General features: G+C 55.1%; 19 protein-coding genes and 1 other RNA gene. 8 read left to right on the forward strand and 12 right to left on the reverse strand.

What is annotated here, in order from left to right; all coding sequences use genetic code 11:
• Positions 1-2: 2 nt before the first annotated feature.
• The 3 genes from xdhC to xdhA all read right to left on the reverse strand — a co-directional run bounded on the left by xdhC (position 3) and on the right by xdhA (position 4809).
• Positions 3-845 (reverse strand): xanthine dehydrogenase accessory protein XdhC, encoded by an 843-nt coding sequence (gene xdhC, locus HX815_RS18740; RefSeq protein WP_102368368.1) that lies wholly within the window; start codon positions 843-845, stop codon positions 3-5.
• A gap of 123 nt (positions 846-968) precedes the next feature.
• Positions 969-3368 (reverse strand): xanthine dehydrogenase molybdopterin binding subunit, encoded by a 2400-nt coding sequence (xdhB, locus tag HX815_RS18745; RefSeq protein WP_003219089.1) that lies wholly within the window; start codon positions 3366-3368, stop codon positions 969-971.
• Positions 3361-4809, reverse strand: a complete 1449-nt coding sequence (xdhA, locus tag HX815_RS18750) for a xanthine dehydrogenase small subunit (RefSeq protein ID WP_102368369.1) — start codon at positions 4807-4809, stop codon at positions 3361-3363. The genes xdhB and xdhA overlap by 8 nt, the downstream gene beginning before the upstream one ends.
• A 280-nt stretch (positions 4810-5089) precedes the next feature.
• On the opposite strand from xdhA, the gene HX815_RS18755 reads away from it, so the two are divergent.
• The 7 genes from HX815_RS18755 (at position 5090) to HX815_RS18785 (ending at position 16608) form a co-directional block, all read left to right on the forward strand.
• Positions 5090-5749 (forward strand): GntR family transcriptional regulator, encoded by a 660-nt coding sequence (locus tag HX815_RS18755; protein WP_003219085.1) that lies wholly within the window; start codon positions 5090-5092, stop codon positions 5747-5749.
• A gap of 2 nt (positions 5750-5751) precedes the next feature.
• Positions 5752-9240, forward strand: a complete 3489-nt coding sequence (gene smc, locus HX815_RS18760) for a chromosome segregation protein SMC (protein ID WP_177028694.1) — start codon at positions 5752-5754, stop codon at positions 9238-9240.
• A 259-nt stretch (positions 9241-9499) separates the two neighbouring features.
• Positions 9500-10351 (forward strand): cell division protein ZipA, encoded by an 852-nt coding sequence (gene zipA / locus HX815_RS18765; RefSeq protein WP_003219080.1) that lies wholly within the window; start codon positions 9500-9502, stop codon positions 10349-10351.
• 87 nt (positions 10352-10438) lie between these two features.
• Positions 10439-12796: an NAD-dependent DNA ligase LigA gene (ligA, locus tag HX815_RS18770; RefSeq protein ID WP_177022909.1), complete on the forward strand. Its 2358-nt coding sequence runs from the start codon at positions 10439-10441 to the stop codon at positions 12794-12796.
• Between the two features lie 162 nt (positions 12797-12958).
• Positions 12959-14122, forward strand: a complete 1164-nt coding sequence (locus tag HX815_RS18775; RefSeq protein WP_177028695.1) for a putative zinc-binding metallopeptidase — start codon at positions 12959-12961, stop codon at positions 14120-14122.
• Between the two features lie 132 nt (positions 14123-14254).
• Positions 14255-14351, forward strand: an RNA gene (gene ffs, locus HX815_RS18780) — signal recognition particle sRNA small type.
• Positions 14352-15486: 1135 nt separating this feature from the next.
• Positions 15487-16608: a DUF4062 domain-containing protein gene (locus tag HX815_RS18785; RefSeq protein ID WP_218168977.1), complete on the forward strand. Its 1122-nt coding sequence runs from the start codon at positions 15487-15489 to the stop codon at positions 16606-16608.
• 196 nt (positions 16609-16804) lie between these two features.
• On the opposite strand, the gene HX815_RS18790 is transcribed toward HX815_RS18785, so the two are convergent.
• The 5 genes from HX815_RS18790 to HX815_RS18810 all read right to left on the reverse strand — a co-directional run bounded on the left by HX815_RS18790 (position 16805) and on the right by HX815_RS18810 (position 21027).
• A complete protein-coding gene (locus HX815_RS18790) occupies positions 16805-18238 on the reverse strand; it encodes a hypothetical protein (protein WP_177028696.1) in 1434 nt (477 codons plus the stop codon).
• 404 nt (positions 18239-18642) lie between these two features.
• Positions 18643-19395: a hypothetical protein gene (locus tag HX815_RS18795; protein WP_177028697.1), complete on the reverse strand. Its 753-nt coding sequence runs from the start codon at positions 19393-19395 to the stop codon at positions 18643-18645.
• A 328-nt stretch (positions 19396-19723) separates the two neighbouring features.
• Positions 19724-20479, reverse strand: a complete 756-nt coding sequence (locus tag HX815_RS18800) for a recombinase family protein (protein WP_218168978.1) — start codon at positions 20477-20479, stop codon at positions 19724-19726.
• Positions 20480-20569: 90 nt separating this feature from the next.
• Entirely contained in the window at positions 20570-20773 is a 204-nt protein-coding gene (locus HX815_RS18805; RefSeq protein ID WP_256351165.1) for a hypothetical protein, read from the reverse strand.
• Positions 20774-20805: 32 nt separating this feature from the next.
• Positions 20806-21027 carry a helix-turn-helix domain-containing protein gene (locus HX815_RS18810; RefSeq protein WP_177028699.1) on the reverse strand — a complete coding sequence of 74 codons (222 nt, stop codon included), beginning with the start codon at positions 21025-21027 and terminating at the stop codon, positions 20806-20808.
• Between the two features lie 86 nt (positions 21028-21113).
• Here HX815_RS18810 and HX815_RS18815 point away from each other — a divergent pair, with 86 nt between their 5' ends.
• Complete coding sequence (locus tag HX815_RS18815; protein WP_177028700.1) at positions 21114-21521, forward strand: hypothetical protein; 408 nt, start codon at positions 21114-21116, stop codon at positions 21519-21521.
• Positions 21522-22244: 723 nt separating this feature from the next.
• On the opposite strand, the gene HX815_RS18820 is transcribed toward HX815_RS18815, so the two are convergent.
• The 4 genes from HX815_RS18820 to HX815_RS18835 form a co-directional block, all read right to left on the reverse strand.
• Complete coding sequence (locus HX815_RS18820) at positions 22245-23042, reverse strand: hypothetical protein (protein ID WP_177028701.1); 798 nt, start codon at positions 23040-23042, stop codon at positions 22245-22247.
• Positions 23043-23354: 312 nt separating this feature from the next.
• Positions 23355-23831: a hypothetical protein gene (locus HX815_RS18825; RefSeq protein WP_177028702.1), complete on the reverse strand. Its 477-nt coding sequence runs from the start codon at positions 23829-23831 to the stop codon at positions 23355-23357.
• On the reverse strand, positions 23828-24085 hold the full coding sequence (locus HX815_RS18830; RefSeq protein ID WP_177028703.1) for a hypothetical protein: 258 nt from the start codon (positions 24083-24085) through the stop codon (positions 23828-23830). Before HX815_RS18830 ends, HX815_RS18825 begins: the two co-directional genes overlap by 4 nt.
• Positions 24085-24267: a hypothetical protein gene (locus tag HX815_RS18835; protein ID WP_177028704.1), complete on the reverse strand. Its 183-nt coding sequence runs from the start codon at positions 24265-24267 to the stop codon at positions 24085-24087. Before HX815_RS18835 ends, HX815_RS18830 begins: the two co-directional genes overlap by 1 nt.
• Between the last annotated feature and the right edge of the window lie 59 nt (positions 24268-24326).

A 24326-nucleotide genomic window follows, 5' to 3' on the forward strand; every position in this document is an offset into this window, starting at 1 on the left:
TCTCAGTTAGTCGCTTGGCTGCGGCGGGATACCGGCAGCAGTTTGGCAATGGGTTCGGCGCTCGCAGTGTGCTGGCCGAAGTTGGCGTTATAGGTGGCGATGATTTCGCCGGCGATGGAGATGGCGATTTCCACAGGCAGTTTGCCTTTGACCTCAGTCAGCCCCATCGGGCAATGCATGCGTTGCAGTTGCGCGGTGTCGAAACCGCGATCCCGCAGGCGGTGTTCAAATTTGACGCGTTTGGTCTTCGAGCCGATCAGGCCGAAGTAGGTGAAGTCATTGCGCTTGAGCAGGGCGGCGGTGAGTTCCAGGTCCAGCGCGTGGTTGTGGGTCATGACGATGCAGTAACTGCCCACAGGCAAGTGGTCGATTTCATCCACCGGCTCTTCGCTGACGATTTTACGCACGCCTTGGGGGATGTGTTCCGGGAATTCCTGTTCCCGCGAATCGATCCAGCGCACCCGGCATGGCAGGCTGGCCAGCAACGGCACCAGCGCGCGGCCCACGTGGCCGGCGCCGAACACCGCGATCTGCGCCTGCACCTGGCCCATGGGTTCGAACAACAGCACCGTCACGCCGCCGCAGCACTGGCCCAGGCTGGCGCCGAGGCTGAAGCGCTCCAGGTGGGTGTTTTGCTGGCCGCGCACAAGCATGTCCCGGGCGATCTGCATCGCCTTGTATTCCAGGTGCCCGCCACCGATGGTGTCGAAGGTGTGGGCGGCGCTGATCACCATCTTCGAACCGGCGTTGCGCGGCGTGGAGCCGAGCTCTTCGATGATGGTCACCAGCACGCAGGGCTCGCCCTGGTTCTGCAGGTCGGCGAGGGCGCTGATCCAGTTGTTCATGTTTACCTCAACATCTCTGTTGTCAGTTCGACCGCCTTCGCGAGCAAGCCCGCTCCCACATTTGATTGGGTTCACACATCAAAATGTGGGAGCCGGGCTTGCCCGCGATGGCAGCGCCTCGGTCTAAAGCGAAGCCAGCTCGGTTTCCGTTTCCACAGCTTTTGCAGCGGTCAGTTGGCGCATCTGCTCACAGCCCCACAACACCCGCTCCGGCGTCGCCGGTGCATCGATCTTCGGCTGATGGCGATAGTCACCCAGGCTCGCCACGGCGTCCTTGATCGCACACCACGAGGCAATACCGAGCATGAACGGCGGCTCACCCACGGCCTTGGAATGGAACACCGTGTCTTCCGGGTTCTTGCGGTTTTCCACCAGCTTCACCCGCAGGTCCAGCGGCATGTCGGCCACCGCCGGGATCTTGTAGCTGGCCGGGCCGTTGGTCATCAGCTTGCCCTTGTTATTCCACACCAGCTCTTCCATGGTCAGCCAACCCATGCCCTGGATGAAGCCGCCTTCGACCTGGCCGATGTCGATGGCCGGGTTCAGCGAGGCGCCCACGTCATGCAGGATGTCGGTGCGCAGCATCTTGTACTCGCCGGTCAGCGTGTCGACGATCACCTCGCAACAGGCCGCGCCGAACGCAAAGTAGTAGAACGGCCGCCCACGTGCCTGGCTGCGGTCGTAGAAGATTTTCGGGGTCTTGTAGAAGCCCGTGCTGGAGAGCGACACCTGGGCGAAATACGCCTGCTGGATCAGCGCTTCAAAGGTCAGGATGTGATCGCGGACCCGCACATGCCCGTTGTGGAATTCAACGTCGGCCTCGCTGACTTCATATTTGCGCGCGGCAAACTCCACCAGGCGCTGCTTGATGGTTTCGGCGGCATTCTGTGCGGCCTTGCCGTTCAGGTCGGCGCCGCTGGAAGCCGCCGTCGGCGAGGTGTTGGGCACCTTGTCGGTGTTGGTGGCGGTGATCTGCACGCGGTCGATTTCCACCTGGAAAATCTCGGCCACCACCTGCGCGACCTTGATGTTCAACCCCTGGCCCATCTCGGTGCCACCGTGGTTCAGGTGGATGCTGCCGTCGGTGTAGATATGGATCAGCGCACCGGCCTGGTTGAGGAAACTGGCGGTGAAGGAAATGCCGAATTTTACCGGTGTGAGTGCCAGGCCTTTTTTCAGGATCGGGCTGTTGGCGTTATAGCGACGGATCGCTTCGCGGCGCTCGAAATACTGGCTGCTTTGTTCGAGTTCGGCGGTCATCTCTTCGAGCATGTTGTGCTCGACGGTCTGATAGTAGTGGGTGACGTTGCGCTCGGTCTTGCCGTAGTAGTTGGCCTTGCGCACGGCCAGCGGGTCGAGGGCCAGGTGCCGGGCAATCGCGTCCATCACTTCCTCGATGGCGACCATGCCTTGGGGGCCGCCGAAGCCACGGTAAGCGGTGTTGGACGCGGTGTTGGTCTTGCAGCGGTGGCCGTTGACGGTGGCGTCGCCCAGGTAATACGAGTTGTCGGAGTGGAACATTGCGCGATCGACAATCGAGTTCGACAGGTCCGGTGAGCAACCGCAGTTGCCCGCCAGGTCCAGGTTGATGCCGTGCAGCCGGCCACTGTCGTCGAAGCCTACGTCGTACTCGATATAGAACGGGTGGCGCTTGCCGGTCATCAGCATGTCTTCGACACGCGGCAGGCGCATTTTGGTCGGCTGGCCGGTGAGGCGTGCGACCACCGCACACAGGCATGCCGGGCTGGCGGCCTGGGTTTCCTTGCCGCCAAAACCACCGCCCATGCGGCGCATGTCGACCACGATTTTGTTCATCGATACGTCGAGTACTTCGGCCACCAGCTTCTGTACTTCGGTGGGGTTTTGCGTGGAGCAGTAGACGATCATGCCGCCGTCTTCGGTGGGCATCACCGAGGAGATCTGGGTTTCCAGGTAGAAGTGTTCCTGACCGCCGATGTGCAGGGTGCCCTGGATACGGTTCTTCGCGGTCGCCAGTGCGCCCGCCGAATCACCGCGCTGGTGGGTGTGGCTGTCGAGCACGAAATGTTTTTTGCGAAACGCCTCGACCACGTCCAGCACCGGCTCCAGGTCTTCGTATTCGATCACAGCGGCCATCGCCGCCTTGCGTGCGGTTTCCAGGTCGCGGGCGGCGACGGCCAGCACCACCTGGCCGACGAACTGCACGGTGTCGATGGCCAGCAACGGGTCGCCGGGCATCAACGGGCCGATGTCTTTCAGGCCCGGCACGTCTTCGTGGGTGATGACGATGCGCACGCCTTCAAAGGCGTAGCAGGGCGCGGTGTCGATGCTAAGGATCTTCGCGTGGGCGCGGTCCGACATGCGTGCGTAGAGGTGCAACTGGTTGGGAAATTCCAGGCGGTCATCGATGTACTGCGCTTCGCCCGAGACATGCTTGGCGGCGCTGTCGTGCTTGACGCTGCGACCGACGCCGCTGGTCAGGTCCTTGGCAAACAGTTCGGCGAGTTCGGCCTGGGATTTTTCCACGGCGTGATGGTTAGACATAAGCGGTCACCCGAGTCTCGATGTGCGGCGTTTGCAGTTCGATGAAGTATTTGCGCAGCAGGTTCTGTGCGCTGAGCAGGCGGTATTCCTTGCTGGCGCGGAAGTCCGACAGCGGGGTGAAATCCTCGGCCAGGGCCGCGCAGGCTTTTTCCACGGTGGCGGAATTCCAGGTGGCGCCGTTCAGTACGGCTTCGCAGTTCTTCGCGCGTTTCGGGGTGGCGGCCATGCCGCCGAACGCCACGCGGGCATCGTCGATCACACCGTTAGTGATCTTCAGGTTGAAGGCCGCGCAGACGGCAGAGATGTCATCGTCCAGGCGCTTGGAAACCTTGTAGGCACGGAACAGCGGCACGCCTTTGGGCACGATGATTTTCTCGATGAATTCGCTGTCCTGGCGGGCAGTGACGCGGTAGTCGATGAAATAGTCTTCCAGCGCCAGGGTACGGCGGGTGTTGCCCTTGCACAGCACGATCTGCGCGCCGAGGGCGATCAGCAGTGGCGGCGAGTCACCGATGGGCGAGGCATTGCCGATATTGCCGCCCAGGGTGCCCTGGTTGCGGATCTGCAACGAGGCGAAACGGTGGAGCAATTCGCCGAAATCCGGGTATTCGTGGTTGAGCGCGCTGTAGCAATCGGACAGGGGAGTGGCGGCGCCGATTTCCAGGCGGTCGTCGAAGCTTTCGATGCGCTTCATCTCTTCGATATTGCCGACGTAGATCATCACCGGCAGCGTGCGGTGGAACTGGGTGACTTCCAGCGCCAGGTCGGTGCCGCCGGCCAGCAGCCGGGCTTGTGGGTAAGCGTCGTAAAGGTCCGCCAGGTCGGCGACGGTCAGCGGCACCAGGCAGCGTTTGTCGCCGCTGTTCAACTCGCCGGTTTGCGTCGGGGCGATGGCTTTCAGGCGGGCGATGGTGTCGGCCTGGCGACTGTCGAACTGGTCCTGGGGCTTGTTGCAGCAGGCCTGTTCGGCGGCGGCAAGAATCGGGCGATAGCCGGTGCAGCGGCAGAGGTTGCCGGCCAGGGCTTCGTGGGCCTTTTGGCTGTCGGGTGCATCACTGTTCTTTTGCAGGGCGAACAGCGACATCACAAAGCCCGGGGTGCAGAAGCCGCATTGCGAACCGTGGCACTCCACCATGGCCTGTTGCACGCTGTGGAGTTGGCCCTGGTGCTTGAGGTCTTCGACGCTGATCAGTTGTTTGCCGTGCAGGGACGAGACAAACGTCAGGCACGAATTGAGGCTGCGATAGCGAATCTGCTCGGCGCCCTGATCGTCGGTGTGCAACTCGCCGACTACCACGGTGCAGGCGCCACAGTCGCCGCTGGCGCAGCCTTCCTTGGTGCCGGATTTGCCCAGGTGCTCACGCAAATAGTTGAGCACGGTCAGGTTCGGGTCCAGGGCGTGCTCGCTACGGAGCTCCTGGTTTAGTAAAAACTGGATCACGGAAGGCCTCGCAGACTCATTATTGTTGTTAACCGCTTTGCGCCGAATCTAGTCATGTCTGACTTTTCGGTCAACGATTTTCTGACCGAAAGGTCAAGAAAATGCGATATCAACATCGTTAATTATGGTCCAGTTCTCTGGAACCGCCGTTTTTGGGGGCTTCTGGACTTTAATGGCTGCTTATTTCATGCCAAATTCCGCTCTGTGGGCCGTACGCCATCAACCGGCAAGTGCGCTACACTGCCGCGCTTGTACCGATAGAAGATTTTGAAGGGAAAACATGACGTTCAAGGCGCCGGATAGTCTTGCCGAGCAAATCGCTCACCACCTCGCCGAACGTATCATTCGCGGCGATCTCAAGCCTGGGGAGCGGATCCAGGAGCAGAAGGTCACACTGGCGCTGAATGTCAGTCGTGGTTCCGTGCGCGAAGCCTTGCTGATCCTCGAGCGCCGGCACCTGATTGCGATCCTGCCGCGCCGTGGCGCCCACGTCACCGAGCTGACGGCCCACAAGGTGCAAAGCCTGTGCACGCTGATGGGCGAGCTGTACATCCTGCTGGGCAATGCGGTCGCCGCCGGCTGGCAGACCCAGGCCGACATGGCGCCGTTCGTGCAAATCCAGCAGCGCCTGATCGCCAGCTTCGAACGCCAGGACATCCGCGCCTTCGTCGAAGAGAGCTTCAACGTGATGCGTGCCGCCTATCCGTTCGCCAACAACCCGTACCTGCAGGAAACCGTCGAGAACCTGCAGCCGGCGATGAACCGCGCCTATTACCTGGCGCTGGATCAGCGCAAGGCGTCCATGAGCGAGTACCTGGTGCTGTTCGAGCAATTGCTCGCCGCCGTGCTGGCCCGTGACCTGCCGCAGATTCGCCTGGTGCTCTCGGCCTACGGCGAGCGCAGTTGCTCGCTGGTCATTGCTGCGTTGGCGGAAGCCTAAGCGTGCGGCTCAAGTGCATCAAACTGGCGGGGTTCAAATCCTTCGTCGACCCGACCACGGTGAACTTCCCCAGTAACATGGCGGCAGTGGTCGGGCCCAATGGCTGCGGCAAGTCGAACATCATCGACGCCGTACGCTGGGTGATGGGCGAGAGCTCCGCAAAAAACCTGCGTGGCGAGTCGATGACCGACGTCATCTTCAACGGCTCCACCAGCCGCAAGCCGGTGAGCCAGGCCAGCATCGAACTGGTGTTCGACAATTCCGACGGCACCCTGGTGGGCGAGTACGCGGCCTATGCGGAAATCTCCATTCGCCGCAAAGTGACCCGCGACAGCCAGAACAGCTACTTCCTCAACGGCACCAAGTGTCGCCGCCGGGACATCACCGACATCTTCCTCGGTACCGGCCTGGGCCCGCGCAGCTATTCGATCATCGAACAGGGGATGATCTCCAAGCTGATCGAAGCCAAGCCCGAAGACCTGCGTAACTTTATCGAGGAAGCGGCCGGCATCTCCAAGTACAAGGAGCGCCGCCGCGAGACCGAAAACCGTATCCGCCGTACCCATGAAAACCTTGCCCGCCTGACTGACCTGCGTGAAGAGCTGGAGCGCCAGCTGGAGCGCCTGCACCGCCAGGCCCAGGCCGCCGAGAAGTATCAGGAATACAAGGGCGAGGAGCGTCAGCTCAAGGCGCAACTGTCGGCCCTGCGCTGGCAGGCGTTGAATGACCAGGTGGGCCAGCGCGAAGCAATCATCGGCACCCAGGAAATCAGCTTCGAAGCCCTGGTGGCCGAGCAGCGCAATGCCGACGCGAGCATCGAACGCCTGCGGGACGGTCACCATGACCTGTCCGAGCGCTTCAATCTGGTGCAGGGGCGCTTCTATTCGGTGGGCGGCGATATCGCCCGGGTCGAGCAGAGCATCCAGCACGGCCAGCAGCGTTTGCGCCAGTTGCAGGACGACTTGAAAGAAGCCGAGCGTGCGCGCCTGGAAACCGAATCGCACCTGGGCCACGACCGCACCTTGCTGCTGACCCTTGGGGAGGAGCTGGACATGCTCACTCCCGAGCAGGAAGTCACCAGCGCCGCTGCCGAGGAAGCCGCTGCGGCCCTGGAAGAATCCGAAACCACCATGCACGCCTGGCAGGAGCAGTGGGACACGTTCAACCTGCAATCTGCCGAGCCGCGCCGCCAGGCTGAAGTGCAGCAGTCACGCATCCAGCAACTGGAAACCAGCATGGAGCGCCTGGCCGAGCGTCAGCGGCGCCTGGTGGAAGAGCGCGTGCTGCTCGCTGCCGACCCGGAAGATGCAGCGATCCTCGAACTGAGCGAGAAACTCGCCGAAAGCGAAATGACGCTGGAAGAGCTGGAAGCCAGCGAAGAACAACAAGTGGAGCGCCTCGAGCAATTGCGTCAGCAACTGCAGCAGGCGACCCAGGCACAGCAGCAGGCCCAGGGCGATTTGCAGCGGCTCAACGGCCGGTTGGCCTCCCTGGAAGCCTTGCAGCAAGCGGCGCTCGACCCGGGCACCGGCACGGCTGAATGGCTGCGTGACCAACACCTGGCCGAGCGCCCGCGCCTGGCCGAAGGCCTGAAGGTTGAAGCCGGTTGGGAGCTGGCGGTGGAAACCGTGCTCGGCGCCGACCTGCAAGCGGTACTGGTGGATGATTTTGGCGGGTTTGACCTGGCGGGTTTTGCCCAGGGCGATCTGCGTTTGCTCAGCCCGGCGGCGGACGGCACTCGCGTGCCGGGCAGCCTGCTGGATAAAGTGGAGGCGGCGATTGACCTGTCGCCCTGGCTCGGCCAGGTCAAGCCGGTCGACAGCCTTGAGCAGGCCCTGGCCCTGCGCGGGCAACTGGCCGCCGGGCAAAGCCTGATCAGCCGTGATGGCTTTTGGGTCGGCCGGCACTTTTTGCGGGTACGGCGCGCCAGCGAAGCGGAAAGCGGCGTATTGGCCCGTGGCCAGGAAATCGTCAACCTGACCGCCGAGCGCGAAGAGCGCGAAGCCACACTCGAGTCCCTGGAAAACCAGCTGCAAACCCTGCGCGCCACCCAGCGCCAGCAAGAGACCGGCCGCGAACACCTGCGCCGGCTGTTGCAGGACGAAGCGCGCCAGCAGGGCGAATTGAAAGCCCAGCTCTCGGCGAGCAAGGCCAAGGTCGAGCAACTGACCCTGCGCCGCACCCGGCTCGACGAAGAAGTGGCCGAGATGGGCGAGCAACGCGCCCTCGAACACGAACAAGTCGGCGAAGCACGCCTGCAATTGCAGGAAGCCCTCGACAGCATGGCCCTGGACACCGAGCAGCGCGAGTTGCTGCTGGCCCAGCGCGACAGCTTGCGCGAGCGCCTCGATCGGGTGCGCCAGGAAGCTCGCCAGCACAAGGATCACGCCCATCAATTGGCCGTGCGCCTCGGCTCCCTGCGGGCGCAGCACGACTCCACGCGCCAGGCCCTTGAGCGCCTGGAAATGCAGTCCGAACGCCTGACCGAAAAACGCGAGCAACTGAGCCTCAACCTGGAGGAGGGCGAGGCCCCGCTGGAAGAGCTGCGCCTGAAGCTTGAAGAGTTGCTCGACAAGCGCATGACCGTCGACGAAGAGCTCAAGACCGCCCAAATCGCCCTGGAAGACGCCGACCGCGAACTGCGCGACGCAGAAAAACGCCGGACCCAGGCCGAGCAACAGTCGCAACTGATCCGGGGCCAGCTCGAACAGCAGCGCATGGAATGGCAGGCCCTGACGGTGCGCCGCAAAACCCTGCAAGACCAGTTGCTGGAAGACGGCTACGACCTGCACGGCGTGCTCAATACCCTGACCGCCGAGGCCAACGAGAAAGAAGCCGAAGAAGAACTTGAACGGATTGCTGCGCGCATTCAACGACTCGGCGCGATCAACCTCGCGGCCATCGACGAGTACCAGCAGCAGTCCGAGCGCAAACGTTATCTGGATGCGCAGAACGCCGATCTTGTCGAAGCGCTGGACACCCTGGAGAACGTGATCCGCAAGATCGACAAGGAAACCCGTAATCGCTTCAAAGATACCTTTGATCAGATTAATGGCGGTTTACAGGCGTTATTCCCGAAAGTTTTCGGTGGTGGCAGCGCTTACTTGGAACTGACGGGCGAAGATCTACTCGATACAGGGGTAACGATCATGGCGCGGCCTCCGGGCAAGAAGAACAGCACCATCCATTTGTTGTCTGGTGGCGAGAAGGCACTGACCGCATTGGCCCTGGTATTTGCGATCTTCAAGTTGAACCCGGCGCCGTTTTGCATGCTCGACGAAGTTGACGCCCCGCTGGATGACGCTAACGTTGGACGGTACGCCCGACTGGTTAAAGAGATGTCCCAGACGGTGCAGTTCATCTATATCACCCACAACAAGATCGCCATGGAAATGGCCGATCAATTGATGGGCGTGACGATGCACGAGCCGGGCTGTTCGCGATTGGTGGCGGTGGATGTCGAAGAGGCGATGGCGCTGGTGGAATCCTGAGCCGCAGGTCGAAGGAGGATTTTCAGCAGGACGTAAGGTGATTTACCGGTCTGGGAAAAGTGGCAAATGGACATATTTGTTCAAGGCATTTTGACAGACGGTGTAAAGTTATCTTTGGTCGTGCTAGTTTAATGTCAAATTTTCGTATGCGTGGGCAAAACGTCATTCAGAACATAGAGTTGGCGCCACGTTTTAAAGCGGTTTGCACGGTGCTAAACCCCTTATTTTTCAGCATTTTTTATTAGAGGCACGGGATTACATGGAAATCGGTCTGCGCGAGTGGCTGATCGTCATCGGCATTATTGTCATTGCCGGTATTCTTTTTGATGGCTGGCGCCGGATGCGTGGCGGCAAGGGCAAGTTGAAATTTCGCCTGGACCGCAACCTGTCCAATTTGCCGGACGACGACGGCAGCGCCGAGCTGCTGGGGCCACCGCGTGTCCTGGACAACCATAAAGAACCGCACCTGGACGAGCACGACCTGCCGTCGATGAGCGCACCGGTGCGTGAAGCCCGTGAACCCAAGCGCGGCAAGCGCAGCGCGGCCAGCGAGCCATCCCAGGGCGACCTGAACCTGGACCTGGAAGAAGGCCCGAGCTTCAGCAGCCGTGATGACGACTTCCCGGATGAGTCCCCGGCCAAGAGCGCCCATAAAGAATCCGTCAAGGACCAGCCGGCTGCCGAAGAGGTGCTGGTGATCAGCGTGATCTGCCGTGACGCCGCCGGCTTCAAGGGCCCGGCCCTGCTGCAGAATATTCTGGAAAGCGGTCTGCGCTTTGGCGAGATGGATATTTTCCATCGCCACGAAAGCATGGCCGGCAACGGCGAAGTCCTGTTCTCCATGGCCAATGCGGTCAAGCCGGGCATCTTCGATCTGGACGACATCGACCATTTCAGCACTCCGGCGGTGAGCTTCTTCCTCGGCTTGCCAGGCCCGCGTCACCCGAAACAAGCGTTCGACGTGATGGTGGCGGCAGCTCGCAAGCTGTCCCAGGAACTCAACGGCGAACTCAAGGACGATCAACGCAGCGTCCTGACCGCCCAGACCATCGAGCATTACCGTCAGCGCATCGTCGAATTCGAGCGTCGTGCCCTGACACAGAAGCGCTAAGGTCCAAGCTTAAGCGTTGCCTGTAGAATCCATGCACTAACATATTGAGCAGCTTCGGCTGCTCTTTTGCTTTATGAGAGAACACCCATGACCGCCGCCCACACCCGCATCCTCGAACTGCGCGCTGAACTGGATCAGCACAACTACCGTTACCACGTCCTCGACGAGCCGAGCATTCCGGACGCCGAGTACGACCGTTTGTTCCACGAGCTCAAGGCGCTTGAAGCCGAGCACCCGGAGCTGGTAACCCGTGATTCACCGACGCAGCGGGTCGGCAGTGCGGCATTGTCTGCGTTCACTCAGGTACGCCACGAAATCCCGATGCTCAGCCTCGGCAACGCCTTTGATGAAAGTACCATGCTGGAATTTGATCGCCGGGTGACCGAAGGCCTGGATCTGCCGGTGGGAGACTTGTTTGGCGGCGGCGCGGCGGTGGAATACAGCTGTGAGCCGAAGCTCGATGGCCTGGCGGTCAGCCTGCTGTATCAGGACGGTGAGCTGGTGCGTGGCGCCACCCGCGGCGATGGCACCACTGGCGAAGACATCAGCGTCAACGTGCGTACCGTACGCAACATTCCTTTGAAACTGCACGGCACCGGCTGGCCGGCGACCCTCGAAGTGCGCGGCGAAGTATTCATGTCCAAGGCCGGTTTCGAGCGGCTGAACGCCACCCAGCTGGAAGTTGGCGGCAAGACCTTCGCCAACCCGCGCAACGCGGCGGCGGGTAGCCTGCGTCAGCTGGACTCGAAGATCACCGCCAGCCGTCCGCTGGAGTTCTGCTGCTATGGCGTGACCACGGATATCAGCGACACCCACATCGGCAACCTGCAACAGCTGAAGAAGTGGGGCATGCCCATCAGCCATGAGCTGAAGCTGGCCAAGGGGATTCAGGATTGCCTCGACTACTACCGCGATATCGGTGAGCGCCGCAACGCCTTGCCCTATGAAATCGACGGCGTGGTGTTCAAGGTCAACAGCATTGCCTACCAGCGGGAGCTGGGCTTTCGTGCCCGCGAGCCGCGCTGGGCAATTGCCCATAAATTCCCGGCCATGGAAGAGCTGACCGAGCTGCTTGACGTTGAATTCCAGGTCGGCCGCACCGGCGCTGTGACACCCGTGGCACGCTTGAAACCGGTCAAGGTCGCGGGTGTGACCGTGTCCAACGCCACACTGCACAACATGGACGAGGTGGCACGCCTGGGCCTGATGATCGGCGACACGGTGATCATCCGCCGTGCCGGTGATGTGATTCCGCAGGTGGTGTCGGTGGTGACCGAGCGTCGCCCGGAAAACGCCCGCGCGGTGCAGATCCCCGAGAGCTGCCCGGTGTGCGGCTCCCACGTCGAGCGCACGCAACTGGTCAAGCGCAGCAAGGGCAAGGAAACCGTCAGCGAAGGCGCGGTGTACCGCTGCGTCGGGCGCCTGGCCTGTGGTGCGCAGCTCAAGCAGGCGATCATCCATTTCGTTTCGCGCCGGGCCATGGACATCGATGGCCTGGGCGACAAGACCATCGAGCAACTGGTGGACGAAAAACTCATCGGCTCGCCGGCGGATCTCTACAAGCTCAAGTACGAACAGATCATCGACCTGGAAGGTTTTGCCGACGTTTCCAGCAAGAAGCTGATTGCCTCTATTGAAAACAGCAAGACGCCAACCCTCGCACGGTTTATCTACGCTCTGGGCATTCCCGATGTGGGCGAGGAGACGGCCAAGGTGCTGGCGCGCTCGCTGGCATCCCTGGAGCGCGTGCAGCAGGCCTTGCCGGAAGTGCTGACGTACTTGCCGGACGTTGGCCTGGAAGTGGCCCACGAGATTCACAGCTTCTTTGAAGACAGCCATAACCAGGACGTGATCGGCGCCTTGCTCTCCAGGGAGGAGTGCGGCCTGGAGTTGCAGGAACAGGGCGACCTGAGCGCCGAGTTTGCGGCCAGCACCACGTTGGGCGGCTTGCTCGACAAGCTGCACGTGCCGTCCGTGGGTCCGGGCGCCGCGCAGAAACTCGCCGACAAATTCGGCTCCCTCGAAGGCGTGATCAAGGCCGACTGGCTCGACATGCGCCAGGCTTTGCCGGAGAAGCAGGCCAAGGCCGTCCGGGACTTTTTTGATATTGAAGAAAACGCCCGGCGCGCGCTGGCCATCGAGCAACAGCTCAAGGACTTCGGCATGCACTGGCAGAGTGAGAAGAAAGTCGTCGAAGGCTTGCCCGAGGCCGGTCACACCTGGGTGCTCACCGGCTCCCTGGAACTGATGAGCCGCGATGTTGCCAAGGAAAAACTCGAAAGCCTGGGCGCCAAGGTGGCGGGCTCGGTGTCGGCGAAAACCCATTGCGTGGTCGCCGGGCCGGGCGCGGGTTCGAAGCTCGCCAAGGCCACTGAGCTGGGCTTGAAAGTGCTGGATGAAGAGGCGTTCGTGGCGTTTTTGGCCAAGCACAACATCACGGTCTGATGATCGTTCCCACGCTCTGCGTGGGAACGCCGCCCTGGACGCTCTGCGTCCGCTCTGAAAGGTGCGACGCGGAGCGTCACTGGATGCATTCCCACGCAGAGCGTGGGAACGATCTCTCCCGGGCAATGCTCTAGTATTGGCAAGCCTCCCGGAGAGATCGCCATGTACCGCTTCTTCGAACAACTCAGTTCGCGCATCGCCGCACCGTTCATGGCCGAGACCTCGCGCAACAGCAAGGTCTGGCAGTGCCGCTGTGGGCAATCGCTGTTCTTTCGCAACAGCCAGTGCCTGGCCTGCTCGGCGCTGCTGGGCTATCAGCCGGAGCAGAGTCGCCTGTCCTCCCTGCAGCCCGGCCCGTACGCCGATATCTGGCTGCTGGACGCCGACCCTGAAGCCGGTGCCTTTCGCCGCTGCGCCAACCTCGACACGCCGGCCGCCTGCAACTGGCTGCTGCCCGCCGACAACGGCCAGGCCTTGTGCGTGGCCTGCAGCCTGAACCGCACGATCCCCGACCTGTCGATCCCCGAAAACCCCGAACGCTGGCGCAAGGTCGAAACCGCCAAGCGTCGTCTGGTGGCCCAACTCATCAGCCTGGGCTTGCAGGTGATTCCCAAGACGGTCGATGAAGACACCGGCCTGGCCTTCGATTTTGTCGGCATCGACCTGGAAGGCAACGCGCCCACCACCGGCCACGCCAATGGCCTGATCACCCTCGACATCAAGGAGGCCGACGACGCCCACCGTGAGAAAATTCGCGTACAGATGCGCGAGCCTTACCGCACCTTGCTCGGTCACTTCCGTCACGAGGTCGGCCATTACTACTGGGACCGCCTGATCGCCAACAGCCATTGGCTGGAGCCGTTCCGCACGCTGTTCGGTGACGAGCGCGCCAGCTACGCCGACGCCCTGGAGCAGCACTACCAGAACGGCCCGCGCCCGGACTGGCAGCAAACCTGCGTCAGCGCCTACGCCACCATGCACCCGTGGGAAGACTGGGCGGAAACCTGGGCGCATTACCTGCACATGATGGACGCCGTCGACACCGCGCTGGGCTTCGGCATGAGCGCCCGGGAGATGGACCTGGATTACCAGCCGTTCCCCCTCAGCACCCTCTACGACCCCGGGCATCCCGGCGGCACGGCGTTCCTGTCATTCGTCAATGCGTGGATCGAACTGGCCGGTATGCTCAACGAACTGTCCCGCAGCATGGGCCAGCCGGATTTCTATCCGTTCGTCCTGCCGCCGGCGGTGATTGCCAAGCTGCACTTCATTCACCTGGTGATCCAGCAAGAGGGCGGTCGGGCGGACGAGGTCGTGCTTTTGTAGGAGCAAGCTTGCTCCTGCAGCCAAGTACTTGAACCATCAGATATTTTTAATCCCGCGCCAACGGTTGTAACTTCCGATGAGATCGGTACAATGGCGCGGCTTGCCGAGAGGCGAGCGTCGTTATGGTGACCCCATCGGTCCCCCCGCAACGATTACCCGTGAACCTGGTCAGAGCCGGAAGGCAGCAGCCACAGCGGGAACATTGTGTGCCGGGGTGTGGCTGGTGGGGTTGCCTCCATAACGCAAGCCCTTGAATTCTCAAGGCTTTCTCAGTCAAAAAACTCGAAGTGTGACAGCGTTCATTGACACCAAAGTTGTGTGCTTCACAGGCGATGATAGCTTGCGGCGCCCTCTTACTCCAAGTGCTTCCATTCAAAGCCTTTGTTCATAGCCATCCAGCACATCTCGTGCTCTCCCTTAAGTAATCTATAAGTTAGTGTCGCCTTCGCTTTGGTAATGGTATCGTCGGGCCATCACTGATCTGGAGAGGGAGCTTGCATGAACAGGGCACTGATTTTGGCTACTACGGTGGCATTGACACTCTCCGGGAATGCTTTTGCTCGTGGAAGCAGTTCGGGCGGGCATTCTTCATACAAGTCAATTTACTCGTACGGTGCTCGTTCTGATCATGCAATCAGTGGCTATACGAGAAGCAATGGAACATATGTGAAGCCCGCCCACGCCACGAATCCAGATTTCACTAGGAATAATAACTATACTACAAAGGGCAATTTGAATCCTTACACTGGAAAAATCGGCACTAAACCTCGTGATAGCAAGTAGTTGTAAGTCATTGACTGGTTTGAAAGTGAGCCGTGGGCTGGCTATGAAGACTACCTATGTTGTGATGCTTCTTGTATCTATGCAGGGAATCACGATTGCTCACGCTGTTACGTTTGACGGCAATCCTTGCATTGGTGACCGCTCAAGTCATCAGGCTGGGTATGACTAGGCTGAGCAAAACGATATAGACGATGAATCGTCATGCAGCACGCCGTCAGCATCATTCAACGAAGGGTGTGAGTCTTATGTCGAAGAGAACGCTTCCTCTGCGTCTGAGGATGAGGATGAGGATGAGGATGAGGATGAGGATGAGGATGAGGATGAGGATGATGAAGAGGAATAGTAAAGACCTCGTTTTAAAAGGTTACTGCGTCCCACTCCCATATTTAAAATCCTGACGATTTGTTGGCGTGGTGATTATAGTTTATTCTCTGTTCAGCTGTTTGTAGGGGGGGCATTCTGTGTGTGCTTGGTTTGTGATATGTGTTGAATCTTTGCCTATCAAGTCACCCTTCTACACGTTACAGGGCATTTGAAAGCTCGCTCTTTAAGTAAAAAACCATTGTTTCAGGGAAGTGACTATGAGTATTGATCGCCGTCATCAAGTTTTTGTAAGCTCCACATATGAAGATCTTAGAGAGGAGAGGCATGAAGTTATTCAGGCGCTTCTTGAGCTTGATTGCATTCCGGCAGGGATGGAGCTTTTTCCCGCTACGGACGATGATCAGTGGAGTCTTATCCGACGAGTAATCGATGAGTGTGACTATTACATAGTTATTATTGGTGGGCGTTATGGCTCAATCGGCCCTCAGGGATTTAGTTACACTGAACAGGAGTATCGCTATGCGTTACAAACTGGGAAACCAATTCTTGCGTTTTTACATAAGACCCCGTCCAGCATCCCAGTAGGGAAAACGGAATCCAAGGTAGAGTCCCAGTCGTTACTTGGGGAGTTTCGTAGCTTGGTGCAAAAAAAGGTTTGTAAGTATTGGGAGACACCCAGTGAGCTGGGATCCGGTGTTAGCCGTAGTTTGGTTAGGCTTATAAAAACTCATCCTATGCCAGGCTGGGTGAGGGCAGACAAGGCTGTTGCAACACTTGCTGCAGAGGAGATGCTCCGACTTCGTAGGACTATTGATGAGCTTCAAGAAAAACTGTCTAAGTCCGAATTAGAGGGGCCGGAAGGTGGCTTAGATTTAGCTCAGGGTGAAGAAGTATTTCCGGTGAAGTTTACGTTTTCTTATACTGACGCCACAGGTTCCGGTTGGGACTGCACTCGTGTCACGACTATTTCTTGGAATGATATATTTCAGGGGGTCGGCTCTTTAATGTTTGATGGTTTAAGTGAAGAGCAATTTCGTGAAATTTTAAATCGTGTTGTTGAAAGTGAATATTTAGATAGCGGTGAAATGGAGAAAGATGAGCATTTGCAAGGGTGTGATGAAATAAGAGATGTTTTGATTGATTGGCGAGATGAGCAGACAATCAAAATTCAGTTTCGTGCGCTAGGTTTGATTGAGTATTCTAAGGGGCAAGGAAACTCAAACTCTGAGTGGCGGCTAACTCCTTTTGGGGATTCATCGTTGTTAAAGTTATGTGCTATACGTAAAAATGAATTTAAAGAATGGGAGGAAGTGGATAATCAAGCCTTGGAAGATGTAGTTATGATCGACGATGCTCCCGTATCTGAACCATCGGTGTAGTGTAGTGGCCAAATTAAATCGGTACAGGTCCATGGTTTTTACTGGAATAATTTAATTTGGTATTTTGGTATGAGGTCGTAACGGATCATAGGTGATAGTTTTTTTCACGTGATGTCCGCTGAGTATTAGTGCGTCGCTTAAAATTTGGAAAGCCAGCTAGTTTATAAGCGTTATAAACTAGCTGGCTTGATTTTATCTAATTTCGTTTGCTTGCAGAATCCTTTCTGTTTCCATCAACTAGGTATATGGCTGAAGTTTTATGATCCGCTTCAATTGCTTCACGTCTCATGCGTTGCACATCGTTGAATTTTTTTCCGATGCTCCCGACGTCAATAATTAGGTATACTCCCTCAAGAGTGTCTTCGGCTTTTTTGTACACTTCAAGCTGCTTTGTGTAACCATGGACTAAATCGTTTGTGGATAGTTTTATTTCAACTACAATTCTAGTGTTAAATCCGAATGAAAACTTAAAGTCGACAGGGCCATTTCCAGTGTCCGCTTCTGGTGTTACATCTAAATTATTAGCCTTGCAGTATGAGTAAGCAATAACGAAGAATAATCTTTGCGCGGCTTTTTCGCGACGAGGCTTCTTGTCGTCAGACCAAAGTTCTTTCCATATTCCTTTGTTTTCGATAAGATCTTGAAACTGCTTGATGATCGTGTCGACTAGTTTTTTTGCTTCTTCCATACTCGTTATTGTTTTCGGGGTACCTGCTATGACTAGAGGGTACTGGTCAGCGATGTTCTTTAATCGTGTCCAAAACGCCTCTCCATTGTGATCTGCGTCAAAGTTGTAAGGGGTTTTTGGAACTTCTTTGAGTATCTCTAATATCTGTTCAAACGCTTCTTTACTTTGTAGTGCGCTATCCCTAAGTGCTTGTTTTCTTCTCTTTGACATAGTTGCCCATACTTTGCCTATGCCCCCACTCACTTTTTCTCGATACTCTTCGGTTTCCCGTGCAATGCGAGAAATATCACTCCAGTCGCTGGCTATTGGTAGATCTCTAACAATGTCTCTTGGAACAAATATTAACGGATCTTTCGAGTAAGGGTTTTCGGGAAGATGGAACGTTTCGTCCTTGATTTTAAACCCCTTTGTTTGGAGTTTTAGTATTTTGTTTTGCCTAATTGTGAAATCAATTAAGTGGGGAAGTATTATGTTTGTGGTCATGTCGCTGATTCTGTCAGGGCCGATACCTTCCTCAAATAGTGATAGCCCCATGAAGAAGTCAATATCCGTGATTCCTAGCGCTACTATCTGAGCCGCCGTTTCCAGTGTGCTAGAGGTGAGCTCCGGCCCAAACCCAGATCCCCTGACAGATGAGCTATAGCCAAGACAAGTCCAGCTCACTTCGGAGAAATTGAAAAGTTTTTCTGCTTTTCGCCATGTGATATCGCCTTTCTCTTTAGATACGGTAAGTAGTTTTATTATAAATTCGAATCTTTGTTCATAAGCTGTTGCGGCGCCTGTATTTATTTCTTCGTGCTTGCTTTCTGGTAGAAGCAAAGGGTCAATGAATAAATTTGTATCGACAGTAAGTTGGGTGTCGATGATGTCTAACTTTTCAAGCTCCTTTGGACTGATGCCGAACTCGCTAGATATAGTTTCTAAGCTGGTGATCTTGGCCATCGCAACCTCCTGTTGATTATTATTTCATCCTCGATATATCCTGAACGGGACAAAAAATCTAGTATGATGTTGTGAAGAATCGTTTCTGAACAAGAAAGGGATTGGTTTTTTGATCAGTGTCATGCTGTCTCGCTTGGATCTCTCCACCTTTGCTGTCAAAAAACCTTTGCTGCTACCTGGGTAGGGCAGCAATACAAAAATTTGGAGTTCTTATGAAAAGTAAACTGGATATTGGGCGGGGATTACATAGCTTTTGAAGTTGGCGTCGTGGTTGCTATTGGAGTGCTATGGAGCTTCTCTGGGTCACGAGTTAAAGGCTGAAGTGCATCTGAAGATGCAATATGGACGCCGCTATTTTTTTTCCGGTCTTGAGTAATAAATAGACTTGCCAATCCGTCACGAAATCATAAGAAAATGAGCGTCTGATTAAAGGCGTTTTTAAATAATATGTGAGCAGCATGATTTATTTGCCACCAGTTGTGTAGAGCTGCACCGATGCTGAAGCAGCCAAGTACGAGTGGCCAAATATTGTCGGTAAACCAAGAAAGTCCAATAGCACCTTTAAAAAATACATATGTAACAACCGCCATATACATCATCTTGCTCGGAATAGCTTCATAGCCTTGGCCACCGTGGGAGGTGACACGCTCGCGGCCTCTCTCATAAACTTTTGTCAAGCTGAACCACACTTTGGCGCGGTGAGGGTATGAATAATCCCATGGTCCGGTAGGACCAAACTCTCTTCCACCCAATTCTTTTAAGTCATCTCGATAGGAAAGCGTGCCGCTCATTCGAATACTGATCAGCTTACCGTCGCCCTCTTCAGCTGCTTCAGCAGCAATTCGCTTGAACGCTCGACCTTTATGTATGGTGCGGCATACGCTAATCAGAGCGTTATCCAATGTATTATGCATATTTTCATCAAACCGCAATCCGCTTTTTGGTAATCGCTGAAAAAATCTAAACCAGAGATAGATGTTAATCGCGGCGATAACAATCCAGACGTGCTGGATGTTTTGTCGTAGAGATATTTCATTACCCATCAGCTTAAAATGGCTGAGGTCTGCACCGAAAAACCAAAGTAACGTCACCGCAACGGAATAACCAATTAGAAAACCCCTAGCCTTGTTGAAATCTGGCGAATCCGTGTCACCCATACCGCACCTCATCAGTCGAACATCTATGATAGCAAGGCGCCCACATTCCCCTGAAACAAAGTTTGCTATCGTCGTCCAATCGCGTGATGACATCGATGGGAATCCGGTATGGATGTTGGTCTGATGGGTTTGACGATCTTGGATTCTGGCGGGGGCGTACACCTATAGATTTGCCAAATCCGATGAAATTGGCACGGATGAATGGTCGTGATAGCTACTGTGAGCTTGTCTTGGCGATTTTGAATGATTGTGATCAAGAGTAAATACAGAATTGCTTGTACTGGGTCAAAGCCTTGACGAGCTGCCACTTGATCGGCCTAGTAGAATGCTACAGAGCATCTTGTCTCGAAGGGAGTGTGAGCATCAGGTTCTGCATTACTCGCTTCACTTGTATAGATGACCACTTACTGCCCCGGCTTGTGGTGATGCCCTTTCCATTTAGGCAATCAGCGACCTGTTGCAGCGTGCGACCGCCTTTGTGGATACAGAGGTCTATCGGGTCACGCACTGATTCTTGCCACGAACTCACACGATTCTGAATGGCCTTGCTGGCCTTCGCCCGGTTAATAGCGGTACGACCTTTTTCCAGTGCCGCAGCACGGCGTGCAATCTTTTCAATAGACTGTACGTCACCATAATCAGCACGAACCTGTAGGGCTGCGAGAGCTTCTTTTGTGCGACTGGCAATGAAGGACCGCTCCTGCTCAGCGAGTGCGGCGAACAAGTGAAGTTGGAATTTGTCGGCCTGTGGCATGGTTGCCACTTTGAAATCTGTCGTCTCATCCAACAGACGGGCGATGTGGTGAACGGAACGGGACAACCGGTCCAACTTGGCAACTACCAGCTTTGCCTTCGCCTGTTTGCACAGGGATAAAGCCTTGGCACCTTCTGGACGCTCTTCGATTGCCAACTTACCCGACACGACATCTACAAATTCACCGATGATGTTCCAGCCGTTCTGTAGGGCTGCACGACTGATGTACTCGCGTTGAGCTTCAAGACCCAGCCCACTTTCTCCTTGTCCTTGACTGGATACACGACAGTAGCTCACTACGTCGATTTTGTTGGTAGGGGTGTTGGTCATGTTCGCGCCCTCTGAATTCCGTCTGAGAGCAATTATAACAAATCTAGAATGGTCGTTCTAGGTTTGTAATATTTGTTGTTTGACTATTTTCTATTCCCGAAGCATGAGAATACCAGCGGTAATGGATGATGCGTTCGCATCTAGAGTTTCGAGTGCGTTGAGTGCTTTTTCATGGGTCTCAGGAGAACCTGTCGTTCTCGCCCACAATGCCAATTCTTCAATGGCTGCCGCGCAGGCCAGTTGCCCTTCCCATAGAAGGGTTAGTACGTCTGCCGTAGCTATGTTGTCTTGCATGTCTGTCATCCGTGAACGCTGTGTGTAGAGGCTCAGAGCCCTTGTAAAAGGTCTGAAAGCGATAGACCCAGACCGTCCGCAAGCACTTTGGCGGCCTCAAGGCTGGGGTTCGCTGTGCCTGTCTCGATTCGCGACATGTACGTTCGTACAAAGCCGCACCTATCAGCAAACGCTTCTTGGCTGAAGCCCTGACTGCTGCGTAGCTCACGAACACGTTGCCCGAAGGTCTTTCTGAGATTTTGGTTGGTCTGCATTTCCGAATGATGGGCGTCTGTGCTCTAATCGTGAACACACCAAGTGATGACACACCAACTGATACATTTGGAAGGAAGATCTAAGAATGGATTGTCGCGATCTGGCCAGAAAAGCTCGTAAGGCCATTAACGCTGGAAACTGTGAGGTGGTGAAAAAGAGAATCTTCGCAGGTGGAGTGCTGTGCGTTCTGTGTCTGTATATCAATCAAGCTCAGAGCTCTCAATCTGAGGCTGAAGCGGTGGCAGCACTGTGTGATACGATGCGCTACCAAGCTTATAGCACTATGGAGCTTCGTCAGTTTTCCACACCAAAATACAAATTAAAAGAAATGGTGGATCGCAATATGACTAACGTTAACAGTCGTATGACTCAGTACAAGTTGATCAGCGAAGCTTATGCGATAGAACTTGTCAGTCCTGAACGTGCTGATTTTGTTGCTCAAGAGTTTGCAGAAAATCAGCGGAAAAAATGTATGAAAGAGCAGGGTATGTAATTTGATTTTACGGTAGGACATACGTCTGTCATCGTTCTGACGAAAAATGAGGTGGTTTCTTGCTAATTTCAATCGAATTACTAGCGTTAGAAATGTAATTAAGGAGAAACCATAGGTGTGCTTGATTGAGTATGGCGGGCTACTTGTAAAAATCAGTGTTTGCGACCATGCTAGTCTTTTATTTGGAACTGAAAGAGAATGATTGCAACCTGATACCGCTCCTGATAACTATCAAGTGTCAAGACGTTGTTGGATTCTTCGTCAGCACTGTGTGAAGTGAATGTGCAGAGCTTGTTTGCAGTTGCTCACCTTCATGGATGCTCACCAAGTCTCTTTCTGTGTGTACACACAGAGATTGCTAACATTTCTGATTGACAATCAGAAATAGCTTATAGAGTTTTAACTGTCCAATACGAAACATGTCAGCAGTGAGCGACGAAGGAGTGAATGCTTTTAGGGAGAAAAGGGTGATAAACCCCTCCCGCTTTCGACCTGTCTTCTGAGTCTACTCAGAATTTACTTCTATCGTAACTACGATAGAGTCGATATATTTTACTAGGGAGGTTTGTCCTCCCTCTCTTTCCGACCTACCCTTCAGTGCTCCACTGTGGTTACAACCACAGAATGTACTATTCAAAGCTTCGCTTTGTCAGTCGTTCGCTTCGCTTCGCTTCTCTCTTATCCGAGCGTATTAAATTCTGCTCAATCCAACACGAAAACTCCTCAAGGCTTACCACATGCAGGGTGGTCAGCGGCCATCTTTATACCATCACACTCTTGTTCGTCATGGTAGGAGTTAGCAAAGTCCACTTCGTATTGGAGCTGCTGGCGTACAGTCGGGTTGCGTTCAAGGTACATTTCCATTCCGCCAATGGCGAGACGGGCACACTGACAAACTCTCCGTGCTTGGGTGTCGCTCATTGTGCGTAGCCCATCAAGGCGGATAGCCTTCTTAACCACGTCGACGCTGATCTCATCCAGTAGGCAAGCATGTAGTACGTATGATGGGCTCACGTTCAATTTGCCGTTACTGATAAGACCTGCTGTCGCTGTCGAGCCGAAGACATAATCGTCAACCCATCCACGTTGTTCAGCGTGAGCCACCTCTAATAGAGCGGCGAGTGGGTTGTACATCGTCTTTGGTTTTGGCCCACGTTTACTACGCTCTGCGTCAAGGTCGATCACCCCGAAAAGCAAGGATTCTTCAACAATATGAGCGACATCGGGCCGTGGCTCCGGGTCCAGTTCATAGCGCGGGAGTTGTGTCGATGTCCTACCGACCAAGGTTGGTAGTGGGTAATCGTATGGAGCTGAATCGTAGACTTGGGTTATATAGCTTCCCATCACTTCGCCTGTAACTGGGTCAACTACGATTCCAGATACATTGTGTGTTCGAGTCGCCATGTCTTGGTTGCTTGAGCGAGCTTTCTTAGGCTTTACATGTTTGATCCAGCCGAGCCCTCGTCCTGTGCATTCCTTACAGCGGCACTGTGCATTCCAATGCTGTTGTTCTTGTTTCATTTACATTTCTCCTTATTCAAGTTCAAGCCATAGGCGTTACCTCAGGTATTGCCAGTTGGTTTTGGTGTGGTTATTTGAATCGGGCGGATGTTAGTCCTCACAACTCGGACGAGTCAAATGGTTCCTTAGACCAAAAAAAATTTAGAAAAGTTGTCAACTGCCAAAAAGTGGTAAAAGCTGATTGATGTAAAAGCCCCGCACAGCATGGTTAGCTGTCGGGGCCACATTGGGTAGGGTTGCATCGGGAACGCTCTGTAAAGCCTTATGGGAGCTTCTGACAGGTATCGCTTGTAGCGTCTGTCATTGGATTATTCAGGGAATGACCAGTGCTTCGCCGTAGGCGTCATTAACCTCCTCCCTGATCGACTCAAGTAGTTTGGCCCGCTTGAGTTCTTCTTTTTGTTTTTCTTTAGCCTCAGCTGCTTGAAGCAATTGCTCCGTAAGCAATTTCTTATACCGACCATGTTCGCTTTCAAGCCAAGCGATGTACTCAAGCTTCACTTGAGCATCAAGCGCTTGGCATTCGCCAATTTTAATAGAGTCAGGCTTATCCATACGACACCAATAGCTGCCCGAACCAAAAGAGACCGGATACTTCAGATTTAGCGTGTAACCCTTATCATGATGATCAATCATGCTGGTCAAGAATTGAACTGGTATTTCCCCCCGTACGAACGCAGTGGATTCATCAGTCTGTTCATAAACAATATGTCGTGCTGCTTGCAGCCCCTTCAAAACTTTCTCGTCAAACTTAGGCGCGGCACCCTGTATGGTGATTTTAGTAGTCATTTTGCTTTTTCCTTTTTCTGTCTAATATGATTTACCGCCGCTTCGATGATGGCGGTTCTGTATTGTTCATCGCTAAGCTTAGTAATGGCGCTGAATACATCACTGGTTTTTGAATCATTCATGATGATCGCATCATTACTGTCGTCGGCCTTCTGTACAATTTGTGTGACTTGTTGCCGTGTCGTTCCTTTTGCACGCTGCCTTTCGAATGCCCTTATTAGTCCACGACTAAAGGAATCCGGGGTGGTACTCATCACAGTTCTTCCTGAGCTTGACGCAAGGCTTGAACACCATATTCACTAACAAGTTTATCAAGCATTGCAGCTAAACGGCGGTGTTCATTGTGGTCACCAGTAGCAATTGCAGATTGCTGCAACGATAAGTAATGCTTCATTTGCAGCATGGCAAGGTGCCGTTCAAGCAGTGGTGTGTTCATTATTGTTAATCCTTACGGTTTTGTTTGAATTGAAAATAGGCTGACATACGCCTGGCTTG

The sequence above is a fragment of the Pseudomonas sp. E6002 genome (assembly GCF_013385565.1).
In the GTDB taxonomy this organism is placed as follows: Bacteria; Pseudomonadota; Gammaproteobacteria; order Pseudomonadales; family Pseudomonadaceae; genus Aquipseudomonas.

Coding starts and splice junctions, on each gene's coding strand:
- xdhC (WP_102368368.1), bottom strand. CDS start 845: ATGAACAACTGGATCAGCGCCCTCGCCGACCTGCAGAACCAGGGCGAG.
- xdhB (WP_003219089.1), bottom strand. CDS start 3,368: ATGTCTAACCATCACGCCGTGGAAAAATCCCAGGCCGAACTCGCCGAA.
- HX815_RS18755 (WP_003219085.1), top strand. CDS start 5,090: ATGACGTTCAAGGCGCCGGATAGTCTTGCCGAGCAAATCGCTCACCAC.
- zipA (WP_003219080.1), top strand. CDS start 9,500: ATGGAAATCGGTCTGCGCGAGTGGCTGATCGTCATCGGCATTATTGTC.
- ligA (WP_177022909.1), top strand. CDS start 10,439: ATGACCGCCGCCCACACCCGCATCCTCGAACTGCGCGCTGAACTGGAT.
- HX815_RS18775 (WP_177028695.1), top strand. CDS start 12,959: ATGTACCGCTTCTTCGAACAACTCAGTTCGCGCATCGCCGCACCGTTC.
- HX815_RS18785 (WP_218168977.1), top strand. CDS start 15,487: ATGAGTATTGATCGCCGTCATCAAGTTTTTGTAAGCTCCACATATGAA.
- HX815_RS18790 (WP_177028696.1), bottom strand. CDS start 18,238: ATGGCCAAGATCACCAGCTTAGAAACTATATCTAGCGAGTTCGGCATC.
- HX815_RS18795 (WP_177028697.1), bottom strand. CDS start 19,395: ATGGGTGACACGGATTCGCCAGATTTCAACAAGGCTAGGGGTTTTCTA.
- HX815_RS18800 (WP_218168978.1), bottom strand. CDS start 20,479: ATGACCAACACCCCTACCAACAAAATCGACGTAGTGAGCTACTGTCGT.
- HX815_RS18805 (WP_256351165.1), bottom strand. CDS start 20,773: ATGCAAGACAACATAGCTACGGCAGACGTACTAACCCTTCTATGGGAA.
- HX815_RS18810 (WP_177028699.1), bottom strand. CDS start 21,027: ATGCAGACCAACCAAAATCTCAGAAAGACCTTCGGGCAACGTGTTCGT.
- HX815_RS18815 (WP_177028700.1), top strand. CDS start 21,114: ATGGATTGTCGCGATCTGGCCAGAAAAGCTCGTAAGGCCATTAACGCT.
- HX815_RS18820 (WP_177028701.1), bottom strand. CDS start 23,042: ATGAAACAAGAACAACAGCATTGGAATGCACAGTGCCGCTGTAAGGAA.
- HX815_RS18825 (WP_177028702.1), bottom strand. CDS start 23,831: ATGACTACTAAAATCACCATACAGGGTGCCGCGCCTAAGTTTGACGAG.
- HX815_RS18830 (WP_177028703.1), bottom strand. CDS start 24,085: ATGAGTACCACCCCGGATTCCTTTAGTCGTGGACTAATAAGGGCATTC.
- HX815_RS18835 (WP_177028704.1), bottom strand. CDS start 24,267: ATGAACACACCACTGCTTGAACGGCACCTTGCCATGCTGCAAATGAAG.